Genomic DNA, 16226 nt, shown 5'->3' with positions numbered 1-16226 from the left:
GCAATGCGCACTATCGTCTCCGGGCGGTAGTGCGTCATCTGCCCGAGGTGAATGATGAAACCTTCGCAATGGACGCTTCGCTGGGTGACGCTCTGTGGCTGCGGGATGCTGGCTGCTTCCGCCGCCGCCGTGGAGTTGCCAGGGACTGTACAGCCATCCCAGCTCGATGAACGCTTCAAGCCCCGCAGCGAGCCGCAAGCCAAGCCCGAGGCGCCGCTGGTGGTGCCCAAGCAGGTCGCGCCGCAAGGCAGCGAACAGATCCGCTTCGAACTGCGCGAGATACGCATCGAAGGCAACACCCGCTATGACAAGGCGGTGCTCGAGTCCTATTACCAGCATATGCTCGGCAAGCAGGTGTCCCTGGCCGAACTGGTCGACCTGGCCAACCGCCTCACCGCCAAGTACCGCCAGGACGGCTACCTGTTGACCCAGGTAGTGGTGCCGGAGCAGAGCATCGAGGGCGGCAAGGTACGCCTGCAGGTGATCGAGGGTTACCTCGAACACGTGCAGATCAAGGGAACCGTCGATGGGCCGCGGGTGCGGGTGGAGGAACTGCTCGCACCGCTGACCGAAAAACGTCCGCTGGATGCCGATACCCTGGAGCGCGGCCTGCTGCTGGTCGGCGACCTGCCGGGGGTCAACGTGCAGAGCGTGCTCAGCCCGGGTCAGGCGCTGGGCTCGTCGAACCTCGACGTGGCCTTGCAGCAGCAGCGATACGAAGGCTTCGTCAGCCTCGACAACCGCGGTTCGCACTACACCGACCCGACCACCCTGGCCTTCGGCGCCACCGAGTTCTCCCGCCTGGGCTTCTACGAGCAGATCGACGTGCTCGGTGCGATCTCGCCGTTCAGCGATGCCACCCGCTACATCCAGTTGCGCGGCACGTTGCCGCTGGGCGGCATGTTCGCCGGCGATACTCTGCAGATCATGGGTTCCTATTCGAAGGTCAACCCGGACATCCCGGACTCGGTATTCCCCTTCGACAGCGTCAGCAAGAGCACCGAAGGCAGCATTTCCTACAACCATCCCTTCATCCGCTCGCGCTCGCAGAACCTGAGCGGCGGCCTGGCGTTGCAGTGGAAGGATACCGAGACCCGCCTGCGCGACTTCGCCAGCGACGCCTCGAACCCCGGTCGTGACCATGTGCGGGTGTTCCAGCAACGCCTGACCTATGACTGGGTCGACCGCTGGATGGGCATCAACCTGGCGGAGGTGCGCAACAACATCGGCCTGGACATGTGGGGCGCGACCAAGAAGGACGATGAACGTCGTTCCCGCGAAGTGGCCGACGGACGTTTCGTCTATCTCAACGGCAACATCGGGCGTCTGCAAGGGCTCGGTGGACCCTGGTCGGTGTATGGCGAATTGCAATGGCAGTACAGCTTCGACCCGTTGCTGCCGAGCGAGCGCTTCGGCGTCGGCGGCAGCGGGATCGGTCGCGGCTTCGCCCCGGGCAACATCACCGGTGACCGTGGCTTCGCCCTGAAGCTCGAACCGCGCTATGGCCAGGCGGTGGGCTATAGCTGGCTGCGCAGCTACCAGGCCTACGCTTTCTACGACTGGGGCAAGACCTACAACCTCGACGTGGACGATGACGAGCAGCAGAAGCTCGGCTCGATCGGTGCCGGGGTGCGCTTCAACCTCACCGACCAGTTGTCGTTCAACCCGGAGATTGCCCGCCAGGTCATCGGCGAGCCAGCCGACCAGCGCGATGGGAAGCGCGAGACGCGGGTCCTGTTCAACGTGGTGGCGCGCTTCTGAACCCTGCCGGCCTCCGTTCCGGAGGCTGCTGACGGAGCCCCTCTCCGGTTCTGCGGAGAGGGAGGTCCGTGCTCAATTCCGAGTGTTTTTCTCAAGCTTTCGATTTCTTCGATTTTTCATATCGATGCCGTCAATCCGTGCCAAGGCCGGTCGGAGAGGCGTATTCTTGCTGTAACTCCTGTACTAGAGCGGTTCTTCGCACTATTTCAAACGTCGATGAATACTATTGGCGCGCTTCGTTTTCCAATCGAGTTTCCCGAACAGAGAATGGCCCCACGTAACGAATACCTGGAGCCACTGCCATGAAACGCCCGCTGATCCTCGCCATCGCCCTTGCTACCCTGACCGCCAATGCCGCCTTCGCTGCACCGCGGGTCGAATCCATCGCCCTGCGCGGTGCCCAACAACTGATCGCCTCCGACGGTTCCGACCGTACCCTCGAACGCCTGCGCAAGACCCAGGCGCCGCGCGTCCAGGAAGAACGCCGGGTCGCCGAAAGCGGCAGCGAGCAGACCATCGATCGCTTGCACCGCGACATGACCAGCCGCGAGGCGCGCCTGGCCGAGAACGGCAGCGAACAGACCGTCGACCGTCTGCACAAGGACATGGGGCGCGTCGATCTGCGCCTGGCCGACAACGGTAGCGAGCGCACCGTCGACCGCCTGCATCGGGAGATGCGGCGCCCCGCCTGACACCGGGGATAACGCCGCAAGGTGCGAGAAAAGCCCGGCTCGATGCCGGGCTTTCTTATTGCCGAGAAGGTGCGGTGTTCCATGGGGAGGACGGATAACGCCCCAGGCGTTATCGCCGATACGCCGCTGTCGGGGCAGCGGCGCGCGACGGCATTGGCCTCAGTGCAGGCGGTCGCGTTGCGCCAGGCTAGGGAACAGCTTCATCCATGCTCCGGTGACCACCAGGGTGCCGATCCCGCCGAGGACCACTGCCGGTACCGTGCCGAACCAGTGTGCGGTGAGCCCGGACTCGAACTCGCCGAGCTGGTTCGAGGCGCCGATGAACAGGCCGTTCACCGCGCTGACCCGGCCGCGCATCTCGTCGGGGGTCTCGAGCTGCACGAAGGCGCCGCGGATGACCATGCTGACCATGTCCGCGGCGCCGAGTACCACCAGCACGCCGAGGGACAGCCAGAACGATTTCGACAGGCCGAAGGCGATGGTTGCCAGGCCGAAGATGCCCACGGAGAGGAACATGATCCGCCCGACGTTGCGTTCGATGCTGAAGTGCGCCAGCCAGAACGACATTGCCAGGGCGCCCACCGCTGGAGCCGAGCGCAGCAGGCCGAGGCCCCAGGGCCCGGTGAGCAGGATGTCCTTGGCGAACACCGGGAGCAGGGCGGTGGCGCCGCCGAGGAGCACGGCGAACAGATCGAGGGAGATCGCCCCGAAGATGTCCGGTCGGCTGCGGATGAAACGGATGCCGGCGAGCAGCGAGTCGAGGGTGGCCTTGCCCTGGGTGAGCGGCTGGTTGCGTACCGGCAGGCTGAGCGTCAGGACGCACGCGAGGACGTAGAGAGTCGCGGTCGGCACGTAGACCCAGGAGGCACCGAACGCATAGAGCAGGCCGCCGAGGGCCGGGGCGGCAATGGTCGCCGCCTGCATCGCCGAAGCCGAAGCGGCCACCGCGCGCGGGAACAGCCCGGCCGGTACCAGGTTCGGCAGCAGCGCCTGGGTGGTCGGCATTTCGAAGGCGCGGGCGGTACCGAGGGCGAAGGCGAGGACGAAGATCATGTTGCGGGTGATCTCTCCCGAAGCCGCGCCGAGCACCAGTGCCACCGCCACCAGGGCCTGGCCGGCCTGGCAGAGGGCGGCGATCCTGCGTCGGTCGTAGCGGTCGGCAACATGCCCGGTGTGGAGCATGAACAGTACCCGCGGGAGGAATTCGACCAGGCCTACCAGGCCCAGGTCGAGGACATTGCCGGTCAGTTCGTAGATGTGCCAGCCGATGGCCACGGTGAGCATCTGGAAGCCGCTGGCGGTGCAGACGCGGGCCAGCCAGAAGGCGAGGAAGGGACGATGGCGGAGCAGGGAGCTGGGTTGGCTGGACATGCTGGGGTCGGGCGTTTCGAGAGGAGGGCGGAGAGTAACATGTGGTTACCTCTTGGCTGTTGCCATTGCCGAAATCGAAGATTCAGAGAAGCGCACGAAAAGGTTGGAGCCGGCCTGGCAGGCGACCAAAGTCGAGTGTCCATGGGGCCTTCCAGCGGTAGACGGGACTTTTCCTCGGGTGCGACTTGTCGCTAAAATTAACTCCTGAGTCAGGTTTTTCCGCCTGCGTGCTCCACCTCGTCCGTCCGGACGAGCTGTTCAAGCCTGAATAACGACATGGGTGGGAACCGTACCACCCAGAGGAACTTGCATGTCCAACCGTGATATATCCCGGCGCGCCTTTCTCCAGGGCGGGTTGATCGCCGGCGTGGGTGTCACCCTGGCGCCGCTCGGCAGCCAGGCGTTCGCTGCCTTGTTCGAGAACCAGGTGACCGTTTCCGCCCAGCGCTGGATGGCGGGCAACGGTCAGGTCCGTTTCCGTAACGACGCCTTGTCCAAGGTCTGCGGCAACAAGGTGTTCGCCCGCGATATCCGCGCCAGGGACATGCCCGGCTGGCCGCAGCAGCAAGGCCACGCCATGTTGCTGAAGACCGTTCGCGCCGACCGCATCTACGAAGGCCACGACCTTTCCTGGCTGGGCGCCGAGTTGCAGCCGGACCGTATCGTCACCGCCGCCGACCTGGAGAAGGACGGCATCGTCTTCCCCGAGGCGCATTCGCCCGATCCGCTCCTGCCGCCGGGCAAGGTGCCGATGTTCATCGGCCATCCGGTGGCGATCCTGATCTGGAACGACTTCGAGCGCTTCCGCCGGGCCAAGCTCAAGCTCAAGTTCAACGACAAGGCGATCCGCTATGGCGCCCAGGCCCCGCTGTACCAGGGCGATCCCTACGGCAGCTATCGCTTCGTCCGGGTCGGCGGCAAGACGCCCTACGAGGACGACGAGTTCTCCAGCCTGAAGGACTCGATGCTGTTCCCCACCATCCTCAACCGCAAACCGGTATGGACCCGCGAGCCGAAGCTGCACGGCGACCTCACCGAGCAGGGGCTGTTCCATGCCAAGCGCATGGCCGAGCAACTGGAAAACCCGCCGCAGGACTGGCTGGTCTTCGACGAGCGCTACAAGACCCCATCGATCGAGCCGGCGGCATTGGAGCCGGACAACGGCAACGGCTGGTACGACGCGGCGAGCAAGACCTTGCACTTCGTGGTCGCCACCCAGTGCCCGTTCGAAGTCGCCTACGAAAGCGTGCACATGATCAAGCCGTCGCGCTTCGCCCTGGAGAAGCTCAACATCCATCCGGGCTATACCGTCGGCTACGGCTCCAAGGACAACAACATCTTCGTCTTCTATGCCGCGCTCGCCGCGCTGTATGGCGAGGGTGTGCCGGTGCGCCTGGCCAACGACCGCTACGAGCAGTTCCAGAGCGGCATCAAGCGCCACCCGTTCGACATCCGCTACCAACTGGCGGTAGACAGGAACGACCTCGGCTTCCGCATCTTCCGCGCCGACATGAGCGCCGACGGCGGCGGGCGCGCCAACTACAGCGCCTCGGTGGCGGCGGTGGGCGCCACCGCCGCGCAGTCGATCTACTACATGCCGCAGAACGACCTGGCGGTCACCGCCTATCATTCGCGCGGCGTGGAGGCCGGCTCGATGCGCGGCTACGGTACCCTGCAGACCATGGCCGCGACCGAGATGATGGTCGACGAGATCGCTGGCCGGCTGGGCGTCGACGCCATCGACCTGCGTCGTCGCAACGCCCTGCGCTCGGGCATGAAGAACACCCAGGGCGCGGTCCCGGCCGGTGCCCTGCGCCTGCACGAGATCCTCGACAAGGCCGCTGCCCACGAGGTCTGGAAGGACCGCGACGCACGCAAGAAGCGCTTCGACGCGGAAGACCCGGACAACTGGTATGGGGTCGGCTTCGCCATTTGCCAGAAGGACTTCGGCACCGGCGCCGAGGCGCCGATGGCGAGCATCGAGTTCAGCGCCGACGGGCGCATCAGCCTGCGCCACATCGGCACCGAGATCGGTACCGGGATGTCCACCTCGCAGGCCTTCGTGGTCGGCGACTTCCTCGGCCGTCCGGCGGACGAGGTGAAGACCGCCGAGACCGAATGGCCCGAGCTGCGGCTCACCACCAAGGGCAATCCCTACCTGATGAGCCAGGCCGAGCAGGACGCCGCGCTACGCGATCCGCGCTGGGTCGGCAAGCTGGCCTCGCCGTCGTCGGCGACCAACTCGGCGTTCTATTTCAGCCACGCCACCCGCGAAGCCGCGCGCGTGCTGTTCAACCACGGCCTGTGGCCGGCGGCCCTGGAGCTGTGGCGCAGCGGTCCGTTCGGCGGCCAGGCCAATCCCTATGTGGTGCGCCGCGAAAACGCGGTATGGGTCGACGGCCAGTTGACCGGCAACGGCCTGGCGCCGATTCCCTTCACCGAGCTGGCGAAGAAGGCCCACGAGATGGGCCTGGTCACCGGCGTCAGCGTCCACGGCTTCAACCGCTGGAGCTGGGCCGAGGCGGACTTCGTCATCGATGGCGTGCGCGAGCGCCTGCCGCTCGACGCCATGGCGGTGAAGTACGGCGACGGCGCGCCGGGAGTGAAGAAGGCGATGATGAACAGCGCCGGCTTCCACCTGCTCGACCGGCAGAATCCGGCTTATCCGGCGACCCAGCTGAACAACGCGATGGTCACCTACTACAGTCCGGTGGCGACCCTGGTCGAGCTGAAGGTGAACAAGGGCAGCGGCGAGGTGCAGGTGCTCGACCACCATTCCTGGATCGAGTGCGGCCGGGTGCTGGTGCCGGAGCTGGTCAAGGGCCAGCTGGAGGGCGGCATCGCCATGGGTATCGGCCATGCGCTGCTGGAGGAAATGCCGCTCTACGAGGGCGGCCCCGCGGAAGGGGACTGGAACTTCAACCGCTACCGGTTGCCGCGGGCGAAGGACGTGGCGGTGTGGAGCCAGACGGCGGAGATCCTCCCGCCGCTGTCGCCGACCGACCCGGCCAAGGGCATCGCCGAGGTGGTGATGATCCCGGTGGTCGGCGCCATCGCCAACGCCGTGGCGCACGCCACCGGCAAGCGCGTCCGCGACCTGCCCATCACTCCCGCCCGCATCAAGGAGGCCCTCCATGGCTAACCGCAAGCTCCAGATGACCCTCAACGGTCAAGCCGTCGGTCCGGTGGAGGTCGCCGAAGACCTGCCGATGATCGACTACCTGCACGAATACCAGAACCTCACCGGCTCGCGCCTGGGCTGTGGCCAGGGCATCTGCCATGCCTGCGTGGTGATCGTCGACAATCCGGACGGCACCAGCGAGGAAGTGCGCACCTGCATCACCGGCGCGCACTACTTCGACGGCAAGAAGGTTCGCACCATCGAGGGCCATGCCCAGCGCGACGAGAATGGCGACATCCGCGAGCTGAACCCGATCCAGCAGAAGTTCGTCGACCAGTTCGCCTTCCAGTGCAGCTATTGCGCGCCGGGCTTCGTCAACGCCGCCACCGTGCTGGTGGAAAAAGCCCAGCGCCAGCCGATCAAGCGCAGCGAGCTGGAGCAGGCGATCGAGGACAGCCTCGGCCATCACATCTGCCGGTGCACCGGCTACGTGCGCTACTACAGCGCCACCCGCGACGTGCTCGACGAACTCGGCCTGGTCAAGGAGGCTTGAGGATGAAGCGCACCCTTTCCGGCCTCGCCCTGGCGCTGGCCGCGCTGTCGCCGTTCCTGGCCTCCGCCGCCGGCGCCGACGCGGCGCTGGTCAAGCGCGGCGAATACCTCGCCCGCGCCGCCGACTGCATGGCCTGCCATACTGCCGAGGGCGGCGCGCCGTTCGCCGGCGGGCTGCCGATCCAGTCGCCGTTCGGCACCATCTACGGCACCAACATCACCCCGGACAAGGAACACGGCATCGGCGCCTACAGCGCCGACGAGTTCTTCGCCGCTCTTACCGAGGGCAAGCGCAAGGACGGCGCCTACCTCTATCCGGCGATGCCCTACACCTCCTATCACCTGATCGAGCGCGAGGATGCCGACGCCATCTACGCCTACCTGATGGCCCAGGAGCCGATCGCCCGGCCGGCGCCGCAGACCAGCCTGAGCTTCCCGTTCAACGTGCGCATGGGCCTGGCCGGCTGGAACCTGCTCTACGGCAAGAGCGTGCGCTTGCAGCCGGAGGAAGGGCGCAGCGAGGCCTGGAAGCGCGGGCAGTACATGGTCGAGGTGCTCGGCCACTGCGGCGAGTGCCATACCCCGCGCAACCTGGCCGGCGCCCTGGAGCAGGACAAGCGCCTGAGCGGCGGCCTGCTCAACGGCTACCTGGCGCCCAGCCTGCTGCCCGGCGACCTTGCCGCGCGCGGTTGGACCCAGCCGGACCTGGCGAGCTTCCTCAAGCACGGCATGAGCGCCCAGGGCAGCATGTTCAACGAGATGTTCCCGGTGGTGCACCACAGCACCCAGCACCTCGACGACAGCGACCTGGCAGCCATGGCCACCTACCTGCTCGGCGACCAGCCGCCGCCGGCCAAGGTGGTCCAGGCGCTGCCCGAGGCGCAGCTGAACGACAGCGGCAAGCGCGGTCGCCAGCAGTACCTCAACGTCTGCGCCGGCTGCCACGGCGGCGAAGGCGAGGGCAAGCCGCATATCGCGGTGGCGATGAACGGCAACACTACCCTGCGCCTGCAAGACCCGCGTAATCTGTTGCGAGTGATCGAAGACGGCATCGTCGAACAGCAGTTCACCGGCTTCGAACGCATGCAACCGATGCCCGGTTTCGCCGGGAAACTCGACGACGAGCAACTCACGGACCTGCTCAACTACCTGCGCCAGACCTGGGGCGGATTGCCCGGTGACCTCGGTCCCCAACAGGTCGTGCAATTGAAGATGGAGAGCGCTTCGGCGCATACCGTCAAGGTGAAGTGAATCGTGCAACACCTCGATCTACAGGTGGTCCGCAAGGCGCTGAAGTGGTCCGTGGGCGGCGAACGGGTGTGGTTCTGTACCGTGCTCACGACCTACGGCTCGGCGCCCCGCGCGCCGGGATCGCTGCTGGCGGTGAACGCCAGCGGTGAATGGATCGGCTCGCTGTCCGGCGGCTGCGTCGAGGATGATTTCCTCGAGCGGGTCGCCGCCGGCGGTTTCCCCGATCCCGCGGTGATCGTGCGCTACGGCGAGGGCGACGACCCGAACTCGAACATCCGCCTGCCCTGCGGCGGCATCCTCGACGTACTGGTGGAAAACCTGGCGCCGGACTGCGATGTCCAGGCCCATCTGCGCGAGCTGGAGTCGGCGTTGCTTGGTCAGCGCCGCCTGCTGCGCGAGGTCGAGCTGGGCAGCGGCGCGCGCAGCCTGCGCGACGATTCCAGCCACGGCTCTCGGGCTGAACGCGACGGCGAGTGCGTGCGCTTGCGCGTCGGCGCTGCCCAGCGCCTGCTGCTGGCCGGCTATTCCAGCGTCGCCCATGCCTGCGCCGAGTTCGGCAAGGGCCTGGGCTTCGAGGTGATCCTCTGCGACCCGCGCGAAGAAGCCTTGCGCGGCGTGGTGCTGGAGGGCATCGAGATCCGTCGCGAGCTGCCCTCGCTGTTCATCGCCGACGGCGGTTGCCACGCCGATACGGCGGTGGTGGCGTTGACCCACGATCCGAAGATCGACGACCTGGCGATGCTCGAGGCGGTGCGTACCGAAGCCTTCTATATCGGCGTGATGGGATCGCGGGCGACCTCGGAGAAACGCTTCGAGCGCCTGCGGCGCATCGGCGGCCTGGGCGATGCCGAACTGGCGCGGATCCACGCGCCGATCGGCCTCAACCTCGGCAGCAAGACGCCGGCGGAAATCGCCCTGGCGGTGCTGGCGGACATTCTTCGCATCCGCAACGGCATTCCCCGCGAGCGGCTCTGATGGTCGCCGCCGACGAGGTGCTGTGCCTGGTCCTGGCGGCCGGGCAGGGGCGCCGCTTCGGCAGCGACAAGCGCCTGGCGCGCCTGGCTGATGGCACGACCCTGCTGGCGGCCAGCGTGGCGCGGGCGCGCGAGGCGTTCGCCGAGGTGCGGGTGGTGGTGCGTGCCGGAGACACCCCGGCGAGCCTGGGCCTGCCGGCGCAGCAGCGGCTTGTCCACAGCCTCGATGCATCGTTGGGCATGGGCCACAGCCTGGCCGCCGGCGTCGCGGCGGCGAGGAACAGCACGGCCCGGGCCATCGCCGTCCTGCTCGGCGACATGCCCTGGATCGCCGCCGATACCCTCGAGCGTCTGGCCGCGATGGCCACTCCCGAAGCCATCGTGTTTCCCCTGTACGACGGTCAGCGCGGCCATCCGGTGCTGTTCGGCCGCGCTTTCTGGGACGCGCTTGCGCAACTGGACGGCGACCAGGGCGCGCGCCGTGTGCTGCAGGCCCATCGTCCGGCCTGGTGCGAGGTGCCGTGCGACGATCCGGGCGTACTCCGCGACGTGGACACCCCGGCGGCGCTCGGCTGACTATTTTCCCGCTTTCAGGATCACGAACTTCGGATTCGCCGCGACCTGCTCGACCCCGCGGAACAGCCGCTTGAGCTTGGCGTGGTAGCCCAGGTGGCGGTTGCCGACGATCCACAGTTCGCCGCCCGCCGCCAGGGCATCGCGAGCCTGGAGAAACATGCGCCAGGCGAGGAAGTCGCCGACCACCTGCTGCTGGTGGAACGGCGGGTTGCACAGGACCAGGTCCAGCGAGCCCGCCGCCTGGCCGGCCAGGCCATCGTCGGCGCGGAACGTCGCCGGCCGCTCGCCCAGCGCCGCTCGCCAGTTTTCCCGCGCCGACTGCACGGCCATGTACGACTCATCCACCAGGGTCAGCTCGGCCTGCGGGTTGAGCAGCGCGTAGGCGATGCCGAGCACCCCGTTGCCGCAGCCCAGGTCGGCGGCGCGTAGCGCGCCGAGGCTGCGTGGCAGGTGCGGGAGGAAGGCGCGGGTGCCGATGTCGAGACCCTCCCGGCAGAATACGTTGGCGTGGTTGAGCAGCGTCAGCGGCGGCTGCTCCAGGCGATAGCGGGTCGGATAGGGCGAGCGCGGTTGCGGGCGCTCCGCTGCCTCGGCGATCAGCAGGCGGGCCTTCTTCACCGCCAGCGAAGCGTGCATCGGGCCGATGTAGCGTTCCAGCAGGTCGCCGGCGGCGCGCGGCAAGTGCTTGACCATCCCCGCGGCGACGACCTGCGCGCCCGGTGCCAGTTGGCCGTGCAGGCGGATCAGTTGCTCCTCCAGCAACGCGAGGGTCTTCGGCACCTTGACCAGTACGTGATCGAAGGGCCCCACGGCGGTTTCGCTGGCCGGGACGAAGCGCACCGAGCCCAGGTCGAGGCCGTTGCGCGCGAGGTTCTTGCGCAGGGCGAGGAAGCCCAGGTGCGAATCGCCGCTGCTGGTGACCTGGACGTGCGGCGCCAGGCTCGCGGCGAGGGCGCCGAAGGCGTCGTTGAGGACCAGCACCCGGCATTGCGCCGTCACGCCCCGTTCGTGCAACTGGTTGAGCAGGTATTCGTCGGCGGCGTCGAACGCCTGGAGGGGCTCGCCGTCCTGCTCGGGCTGGCGGACCAGGTCGAGCTGGGCGAAGGGGGTGGCGAATAGAGGCATCGGGTTCCCGGCGGGGCGAATCCCGCTCGTCAATTAACAATCTGTCGAAACTGAGAGCTGGTTGGAGTTCTCCAGCTTGTGCGGCACACGGATATGCCGAAAAATTCTTTACCCGGCTCTGGTTAGTCGTTTCCTTACCGACGAGTCATCCAGCCGGGCACGCCAATAATAACCGGGCTAGGGCTTCGATAGCGCCTGTCATGACCCGGTAGCGCCTGGACGGGCGCCTTCGCCACTTCGAGCGGTGACCGTCACCCAACCCGTTTCCCGAACGAGACCCGTGCGAGCCGTCGCGGGGCTCGTCGTTGCCATCGCACAGGTACATCGATGTTCAAGCCGTTTGTCGGTGTGGCGCTCGCCGCACTGTTCGCCGTTTCCGCCGTCGCCCATGCCGAGGACGCCGGCCCGATCGTGATCAAGTTCTCCCATGTGGTCTCCGACGACACGCCCAAGGGCAAGGGGGCGCTGTTGTTCAAGAAGCTTGCCGAGGAGCGTCTGCCGGGCAAGGTCAAGGTCGAGGTCTACCCCAACTCGACGCTGTTCGGCGACGCCGACGAGATCGAGGCCCTGCGCGCCAACAAGGTGCAGATGCTGGCCACCTCGCTGTCCAAGTTCGAGCCCTATACCAAGCAACTCCAGGTGTTCGACCTGCCGTTCCTGTTCGATGACCTGGAGGCCCTGAAGCGTTTCCAGAAGCGCGACAAGAGCCGCGAACTGCTGCGCTCCATGGCCAAGCACGGTATCTATGGCCTGGCCTACTGGAACAACGGCATGAAGCAGCTTTCCGCCACTCGCGAGCTGCACCGGCCGGACGATGCCAAGGGCCTGGTCTTCCGTATCCAGCCGTCGTCGGTGCTGGAAGCGCAGTTCGCCATGCTCGGCGCCACCGCCAAGCAGTTGTCCTACGCCGAGACCCTCAAGGCCATGCAGGCCGGCAGCGTGCAGGGCACCGAGAACACCTGGTCGAACCTCGCCGGACAGAAGATCGACAGCGTGCAGCCGTACATCACCGAGACCAATCACGGCGCGCTCAGCTACATGCTGATCACCAGTTCGGCGTTCTGGACCGGCATTCCCTACCAGACCCGCACCGAACTGGAGAGCATCGTCGACGAGGTCACCCTGGTGGTGAACAAGGAAGCCGAAGCGCTCAACCAGAAGGAGCGCGAGCACCTGCTGGCAGCCGGCAAGAGTCGCCTGGTCAGCCTCAGCGCGGAAGAGCACGAGGCCTGGCGCAACGCCATGAAGCCGCTGTGGAAGAACTACGAGGCGCAGATCGGTAGTGACGTGTTGCGCGCGGCCCAGGTGGTCAACCGCAAGCGCTGATCGGCCGCTGGCTATTCCCGTCAGCGGGGATAGCCACAAGCCTTGCGGGTGTTTCTGCCGGGTGCTTTGCGGGACACTAGGGGAGTATCGGTATCCGGAGCGGACCATGACCGCCAGCGAAGAGAAATTCACCCGCCAGACGCTGCTCGACGTGCAGCCTCTGACTCCCAACCTGTTCACCCTGCGTACCAGCCGTGACGCGGGATTCCGGTTCCGCGCCGGGCAATTCGCCCGGCTCGGCGTGTACAAGCCCAGCGGCAGTATCGTCTGGCGCGCCTACTCGATGGTTTCGGCGCCTCATGACGAATTCCTCGACTTCTTTTCCATCGTCGTCCCGGACGGCGAGTTCACCAGCGAACTCAGCCGCCTGCGCGAGGGCGACCAGTTGCTGGTCGATCGCCAGGCCTTCGGCTTCCTCACCCTCGACCGCTTCGTGGATGGTCGTGACCTTTGGCTGCTGGCCACCGGTACCGGTGTGGCGCCGTTCGTCTCGATCCTGCAGGACTTCGAAGTCTGGGAGCGCTTCGAAAGCATCAAGCTGGTCTACAGCGTGCGTGAGAGCAAGGAGCTGGCCTACCGCGAGCTGATCGCCGGCCTCGCCGAGCGCGAATACCTGGCCGAGCATGCCCACAAGCTGCAGTTCATTCCGGTGGTGACCCGCGAGCAGGTACCCGGTTGCCTGAACGGACGTATCACCACGCTGATCGAGAACGGCGATCTGGAGCGTGTCGCCGACCTGGAATTGACCCCGGAGCATTCGCGAGTGATGCTCTGCGGCAACCCGCAGATGATCGAGGACACCCGCGCCGTGCTGAAGGCTCGCGGCATGAACCTCAGTCTGACGCGGCGCCCGGGGCAGGTGGCGGTGGAGAACTACTGGTAGGTGCGTGCCCGCGCAGTAGCGGCGGATAACGCTGCCGCCCGGCGTGTTGTCCGGCAATGAAAAAGGGCCCGTTCGGGCCCTTTTTCATTGTTCCGCCGACGCGATCACGACTTGTTCTGCTGGGCTTTCAGCAGATCGCGGATCTCGGTCAGCAGGGTTTCCTCGGCACTCGGCACTGGCGGTTCGGACGGCGCGACGGCTTCTTCGCGCTTGAGGCGGTTGATCGCCTTGACCCCCATGAAGATGGCGAAGGCCACGATGACGAAGTCGAGTACGGTCTGAATGAACTTGCCATAGGCCAGCACCACCGCCGGCACGTCGCCTTCGGCGGCCTTCAACGTTATCGCCAGGTCGGAGAAGTCGACTCCGCCGATCAGCAGTCCGATCGGCGGCATGATCACATCGCCCACGAAGGACGAGACGATCTTGCCGAAGGCCGCGCCGATGATGATACCGACAGCCATATCCACGACATTGCCCTTGACGGCAAAGGCTTTGAATTCACTCAGAAGACCCATGGGTTCACTCCCTGTATTTCGCTAATAGGTAAAGGCAGTCTAATGCAGCCTTCGGCAAGTTGCTCAGGCTGGAAGATTGGTGTTTTGGTTCCCCCCGGCAACGCGAAAATTCGCAAGGCATACGTTTGCGTCGGGTCTTGTGGGGAGAAACGAAGTTTAGAGGAAAAACATTACACTCATGTCGATTTTCAGGAATTCGCCAAGAAAGAAGACAAAGCAACTTCGGCAACTTGGAACTGCGCCATGCAGATGCCGGAAGTTGAAGTTGGAGTGGCGAGGTTCTCCGACCTAACTTCGCAGGCAAATAACGAAGGTGAACTCGTTTACCGGCGAGCGAACTGGGAGTGCCTGGTGCACCAGCGCGGGCTTTCTTCGGCTGGCGGTCTTTTTTATTTCTTTTTGCGATTCATGGGCGCATTGATATTCCTAATCGGCGCGGTGAGGTTTTTCAATTTAGCGTCGCCGGCGGCGCTCCTTACCTTGGTCGGGCGCAACAAGACGCCTGACAAGCCATTAGGAGCTCTTCCATGAACCCTTCCCTGAACGCCTTCCGTCCCGGCCGCCTGCTGGTGGCGGCAAGCCTGACCGCCAGCCTCCTGTCGCTGTCCGTGCAGGCCGCGACCCTGACCCGTGACAACGGTGCGCCAGTGGGCGACAACCAGAACTCGCAGACCGCCGGGCCCAACGGTTCGGTGCTGCTGCAGGACGTGCAACTGCTGCAGAAGCTGCAACGTTTCGACCGCGAGCGTATTCCCGAACGCGTGGTGCATGCCCGCGGCACCGGCGCCCATGGCGAGTTCGTCGCCAGTGCCGATATCAGCGACCTGAGCATGGCCAAGGTCTTCCGCAAGGGCGAGAAGACCCCGGTATTCGTGCGCTTCTCCGCGGTGGTGCACGGCAACCACTCCCCGGAAACCCTGCGCGATCCGCGCGGTTTCGCCACCAAGTTCTATACCGCAGACGGCAATTGGGACCTGGTGGGCAACAACTTCCCGACCTTCTTCATCCGCGATGCGATCAAGTTCCCGGACATGGTCCATGCCTTCAAGCCGGACCCGCGCAGTAACCTCGACGACGACTCGCGACGCTTCGATTTCTTCTCCCACGTGCCGGAGGCGACCCGCACCCTGACCCTGCTGTATTCCAACGAGGGCACCCCGGCCAGCTACCGGGAAATGGACGGCAACAGCGTGCATGCCTACAAGCTGGTCAACGCCAGGGGCGAAGTGCACTACGTGAAGTTCCACTGGAAGAGCCTGCAGGGCCAGAAGAACCTCGATCCGAAACAGGTGGCGGAAGTCCAGGGGCGCGACTACAGCCACATGACCAATGACCTGGTGAGCGCGATCCGGAAGGGCGACTTCCCGAAATGGGACCTGTACATCCAGGTGCTCAAGCCCGAGGACCTGGCGAAATTCGACTTCGACCCGCTGGACGCGACCAAGATCTGGCCGGGCATTCCCGAGCGCAAGATCGGCCAGATGGTGTTGAACCGCAACGTCGACAACTTCTTCCAGGAAACCGAACAGGTCGCCATGGCGCCGTCGAACCTGGTGCCGGGCATCGAGCCCTCCGAGGATCGCCTGCTCCAGGGACGGCTGTTCGCCTACGCCGATACCCAGATGTACCGGGTCGGCGCCAACGGCCTGGGCCTGCCGGTCAACCGCCCGCGCAGCGAGGTCAATACCGTCAACCAGGACGGCGCGCTGAACGCCGGACACAGTACCAGCGGGGTGAACTACCAGCCGAGCCGGCTCGATCCGCGCGAGGAGCAGGCCAGCGCCCGCTACGTGCGGACCCCGCTGAGCGGCACCACCCAGCAGGCGAAGATCCAGCGCGAGCAGAACTTCAAGCAGACCGGCGAGCTGTTCCGCTCCTACGGCAAGAAGGACCAGGCCGACCTGATCGCCAGTCTCGGCGGGGCGTTGGCGATCACCGACGACGAGAGCAAGTACATCATGCTTTCCTACTTCTACAAGGCTGACAGCGACTACGGCACGGGCCTGGCCAAGGTGGCCGGGGCCGATCTGCAGCGCGTCCGGCAACTGGCGGCGAAGCTCCAGGATTGATCGCAAC

14 protein-coding genes are annotated in these 16226 nt (G+C 65.7%); 11 read left to right on the top strand and 3 right to left on the bottom strand.

What is annotated here, in order from left to right; genetic code table 11:
- Positions 1 to 54: 54 nt before the first annotated feature.
- Both cdrB and ACYAF3_RS06335 read left to right on the top strand, forming a co-directional pair.
- Positions 55 to 1761: a two-partner secretion system transporter CdrB gene (gene cdrB, locus ACYAF3_RS06340; RefSeq protein ID WP_003094915.1), complete on the top strand. Its 1707-nt coding sequence runs from the start codon at positions 55 to 57 to the stop codon at positions 1759 to 1761.
- Positions 1762 to 2063: 302 nt separating this feature from the next.
- Complete coding sequence (locus ACYAF3_RS06335; RefSeq protein ID WP_003106768.1) at positions 2064 to 2453, top strand: hypothetical protein; 390 nt, start codon at positions 2064 to 2066, stop codon at positions 2451 to 2453.
- A gap of 159 nt (positions 2454 to 2612) precedes the next feature.
- Here the strand turns inward: ACYAF3_RS06335 and ACYAF3_RS06330 are convergent, their stop codons facing one another.
- On the bottom strand, positions 2613 to 3824 hold the full coding sequence (locus ACYAF3_RS06330) for an MFS transporter (protein ID WP_003094912.1): 1212 nt from the start codon (positions 3822 to 3824) through the stop codon (positions 2613 to 2615).
- Between the two features lie 310 nt (positions 3825 to 4134).
- Here ACYAF3_RS06330 and ACYAF3_RS06325 point away from each other — a divergent pair, with 310 nt between their 5' ends.
- From ACYAF3_RS06325 to ACYAF3_RS06305, 5 genes are read left to right on the top strand one after another with little or no spacing between them, the layout of a single operon-like run.
- Complete coding sequence (locus ACYAF3_RS06325) at positions 4135 to 6966, top strand: xanthine dehydrogenase family protein molybdopterin-binding subunit (protein WP_003123414.1); 2832 nt, start codon at positions 4135 to 4137, stop codon at positions 6964 to 6966.
- Positions 6959 to 7498 (top strand): (2Fe-2S)-binding protein, encoded by a 540-nt coding sequence (locus tag ACYAF3_RS06320; protein ID WP_003094903.1) that lies wholly within the window; start codon positions 6959 to 6961, stop codon positions 7496 to 7498. Before ACYAF3_RS06325 ends, ACYAF3_RS06320 begins: the two co-directional genes overlap by 8 nt.
- Before the next feature lie 2 nt (positions 7499 to 7500).
- Positions 7501 to 8748, top strand: a complete 1248-nt coding sequence (locus ACYAF3_RS06315) for a c-type cytochrome (RefSeq protein ID WP_095396906.1) — start codon at positions 7501 to 7503, stop codon at positions 8746 to 8748.
- A 3-nt stretch (positions 8749 to 8751) separates the two neighbouring features.
- Positions 8752 to 9723 carry an XdhC family protein gene (locus ACYAF3_RS06310; RefSeq protein WP_023090856.1) on the top strand — a complete coding sequence of 324 codons (972 nt, stop codon included), beginning with the start codon at positions 8752 to 8754 and terminating at the stop codon, positions 9721 to 9723.
- Positions 9723 to 10298 (top strand): nucleotidyltransferase family protein, encoded by a 576-nt coding sequence (locus ACYAF3_RS06305; RefSeq protein WP_003104875.1) that lies wholly within the window; start codon positions 9723 to 9725, stop codon positions 10296 to 10298. Before ACYAF3_RS06310 ends, ACYAF3_RS06305 begins: the two co-directional genes overlap by 1 nt.
- Here ACYAF3_RS06305 and ACYAF3_RS06300 read toward each other — a convergent pair whose 3' ends face one another.
- Positions 10299 to 11423, bottom strand: coding sequence for a methyltransferase (locus ACYAF3_RS06300; RefSeq protein WP_003121341.1), 1125 nt, complete (start codon positions 11421 to 11423; stop codon positions 10299 to 10301).
- Positions 11424 to 11750: 327 nt separating this feature from the next.
- Between ACYAF3_RS06300 and ACYAF3_RS06295 the strand changes: the two genes are divergently transcribed.
- Both ACYAF3_RS06295 and ACYAF3_RS06290 read left to right on the top strand, forming a co-directional pair.
- Positions 11751 to 12749: a DctP family TRAP transporter solute-binding subunit gene (locus ACYAF3_RS06295; protein WP_003121339.1), complete on the top strand. Its 999-nt coding sequence runs from the start codon at positions 11751 to 11753 to the stop codon at positions 12747 to 12749.
- Positions 12750 to 12855: 106 nt separating this feature from the next.
- On the top strand, positions 12856 to 13632 hold the full coding sequence (locus ACYAF3_RS06290; protein ID WP_023084835.1) for a ferredoxin--NADP reductase: 777 nt from the start codon (positions 12856 to 12858) through the stop codon (positions 13630 to 13632).
- A 104-nt stretch (positions 13633 to 13736) separates the two neighbouring features.
- Here ACYAF3_RS06290 and mscL read toward each other — a convergent pair whose 3' ends face one another.
- Positions 13737 to 14150 (bottom strand): large-conductance mechanosensitive channel protein MscL, encoded by a 414-nt coding sequence (gene mscL, locus ACYAF3_RS06285; protein WP_003104883.1) that lies wholly within the window; start codon positions 14148 to 14150, stop codon positions 13737 to 13739.
- Positions 14151 to 14192: 42 nt separating this feature from the next.
- Here mscL and ACYAF3_RS06280 point away from each other — a divergent pair, with 42 nt between their 5' ends.
- Both ACYAF3_RS06280 and katB read left to right on the top strand, forming a co-directional pair.
- Positions 14193 to 14681: a hypothetical protein gene (locus ACYAF3_RS06280; RefSeq protein WP_169433242.1), complete on the top strand. Its 489-nt coding sequence runs from the start codon at positions 14193 to 14195 to the stop codon at positions 14679 to 14681.
- Entirely contained in the window at positions 14678 to 16219 is a 1542-nt protein-coding gene (katB, locus tag ACYAF3_RS06275; RefSeq protein WP_003094881.1) for a catalase KatB, read from the top strand. The genes ACYAF3_RS06280 and katB overlap by 4 nt, the downstream gene beginning before the upstream one ends.
- Positions 16220 to 16226: the final 7 nt, after the last annotated feature.

Source organism: Pseudomonas sp. TZ252 (assembly GCF_056110345.1).
The sequence above is the reverse complement of the archived record's forward strand: the minus strand, read 5'-3'. Positions and strand labels throughout refer to the sequence as shown.

Excerpts from the sequence above, each read along its gene's own strand:
- ACYAF3_RS06320 (WP_003094903.1), top strand. The coding sequence starts at position 6,959 with ATGGCTAACCGCAAGCTCCAGATGACCCTCAACGGTCAAGCCGTCGGT.
- ACYAF3_RS06295 (WP_003121339.1), top strand. The coding sequence starts at position 11,751 with ATGTTCAAGCCGTTTGTCGGTGTGGCGCTCGCCGCACTGTTCGCCGTT.
- ACYAF3_RS06315 (WP_095396906.1), top strand. The coding sequence starts at position 7,501 with ATGAAGCGCACCCTTTCCGGCCTCGCCCTGGCGCTGGCCGCGCTGTCG.
- mscL (WP_003104883.1), bottom strand. The coding sequence starts at position 14,150 with ATGGGTCTTCTGAGTGAATTCAAAGCCTTTGCCGTCAAGGGCAATGTC.
- ACYAF3_RS06335 (WP_003106768.1), top strand. The coding sequence starts at position 2,064 with ATGAAACGCCCGCTGATCCTCGCCATCGCCCTTGCTACCCTGACCGCC.
- ACYAF3_RS06280 (WP_169433242.1), top strand. The coding sequence starts at position 14,193 with ATGCAGCCTTCGGCAAGTTGCTCAGGCTGGAAGATTGGTGTTTTGGTT.
- ACYAF3_RS06330 (WP_003094912.1), bottom strand. The coding sequence starts at position 3,824 with ATGTCCAGCCAACCCAGCTCCCTGCTCCGCCATCGTCCCTTCCTCGCC.
- cdrB (WP_003094915.1), top strand. The coding sequence starts at position 55 with ATGAAACCTTCGCAATGGACGCTTCGCTGGGTGACGCTCTGTGGCTGC.
- ACYAF3_RS06325 (WP_003123414.1), top strand. The coding sequence starts at position 4,135 with ATGTCCAACCGTGATATATCCCGGCGCGCCTTTCTCCAGGGCGGGTTG.
- ACYAF3_RS06300 (WP_003121341.1), bottom strand. The coding sequence starts at position 11,423 with ATGCCTCTATTCGCCACCCCCTTCGCCCAGCTCGACCTGGTCCGCCAG.
- ACYAF3_RS06305 (WP_003104875.1), top strand. The coding sequence starts at position 9,723 with ATGGTCGCCGCCGACGAGGTGCTGTGCCTGGTCCTGGCGGCCGGGCAG.
- ACYAF3_RS06290 (WP_023084835.1), top strand. The coding sequence starts at position 12,856 with ATGACCGCCAGCGAAGAGAAATTCACCCGCCAGACGCTGCTCGACGTG.
- katB (WP_003094881.1), top strand. The coding sequence starts at position 14,678 with ATGAACCCTTCCCTGAACGCCTTCCGTCCCGGCCGCCTGCTGGTGGCG.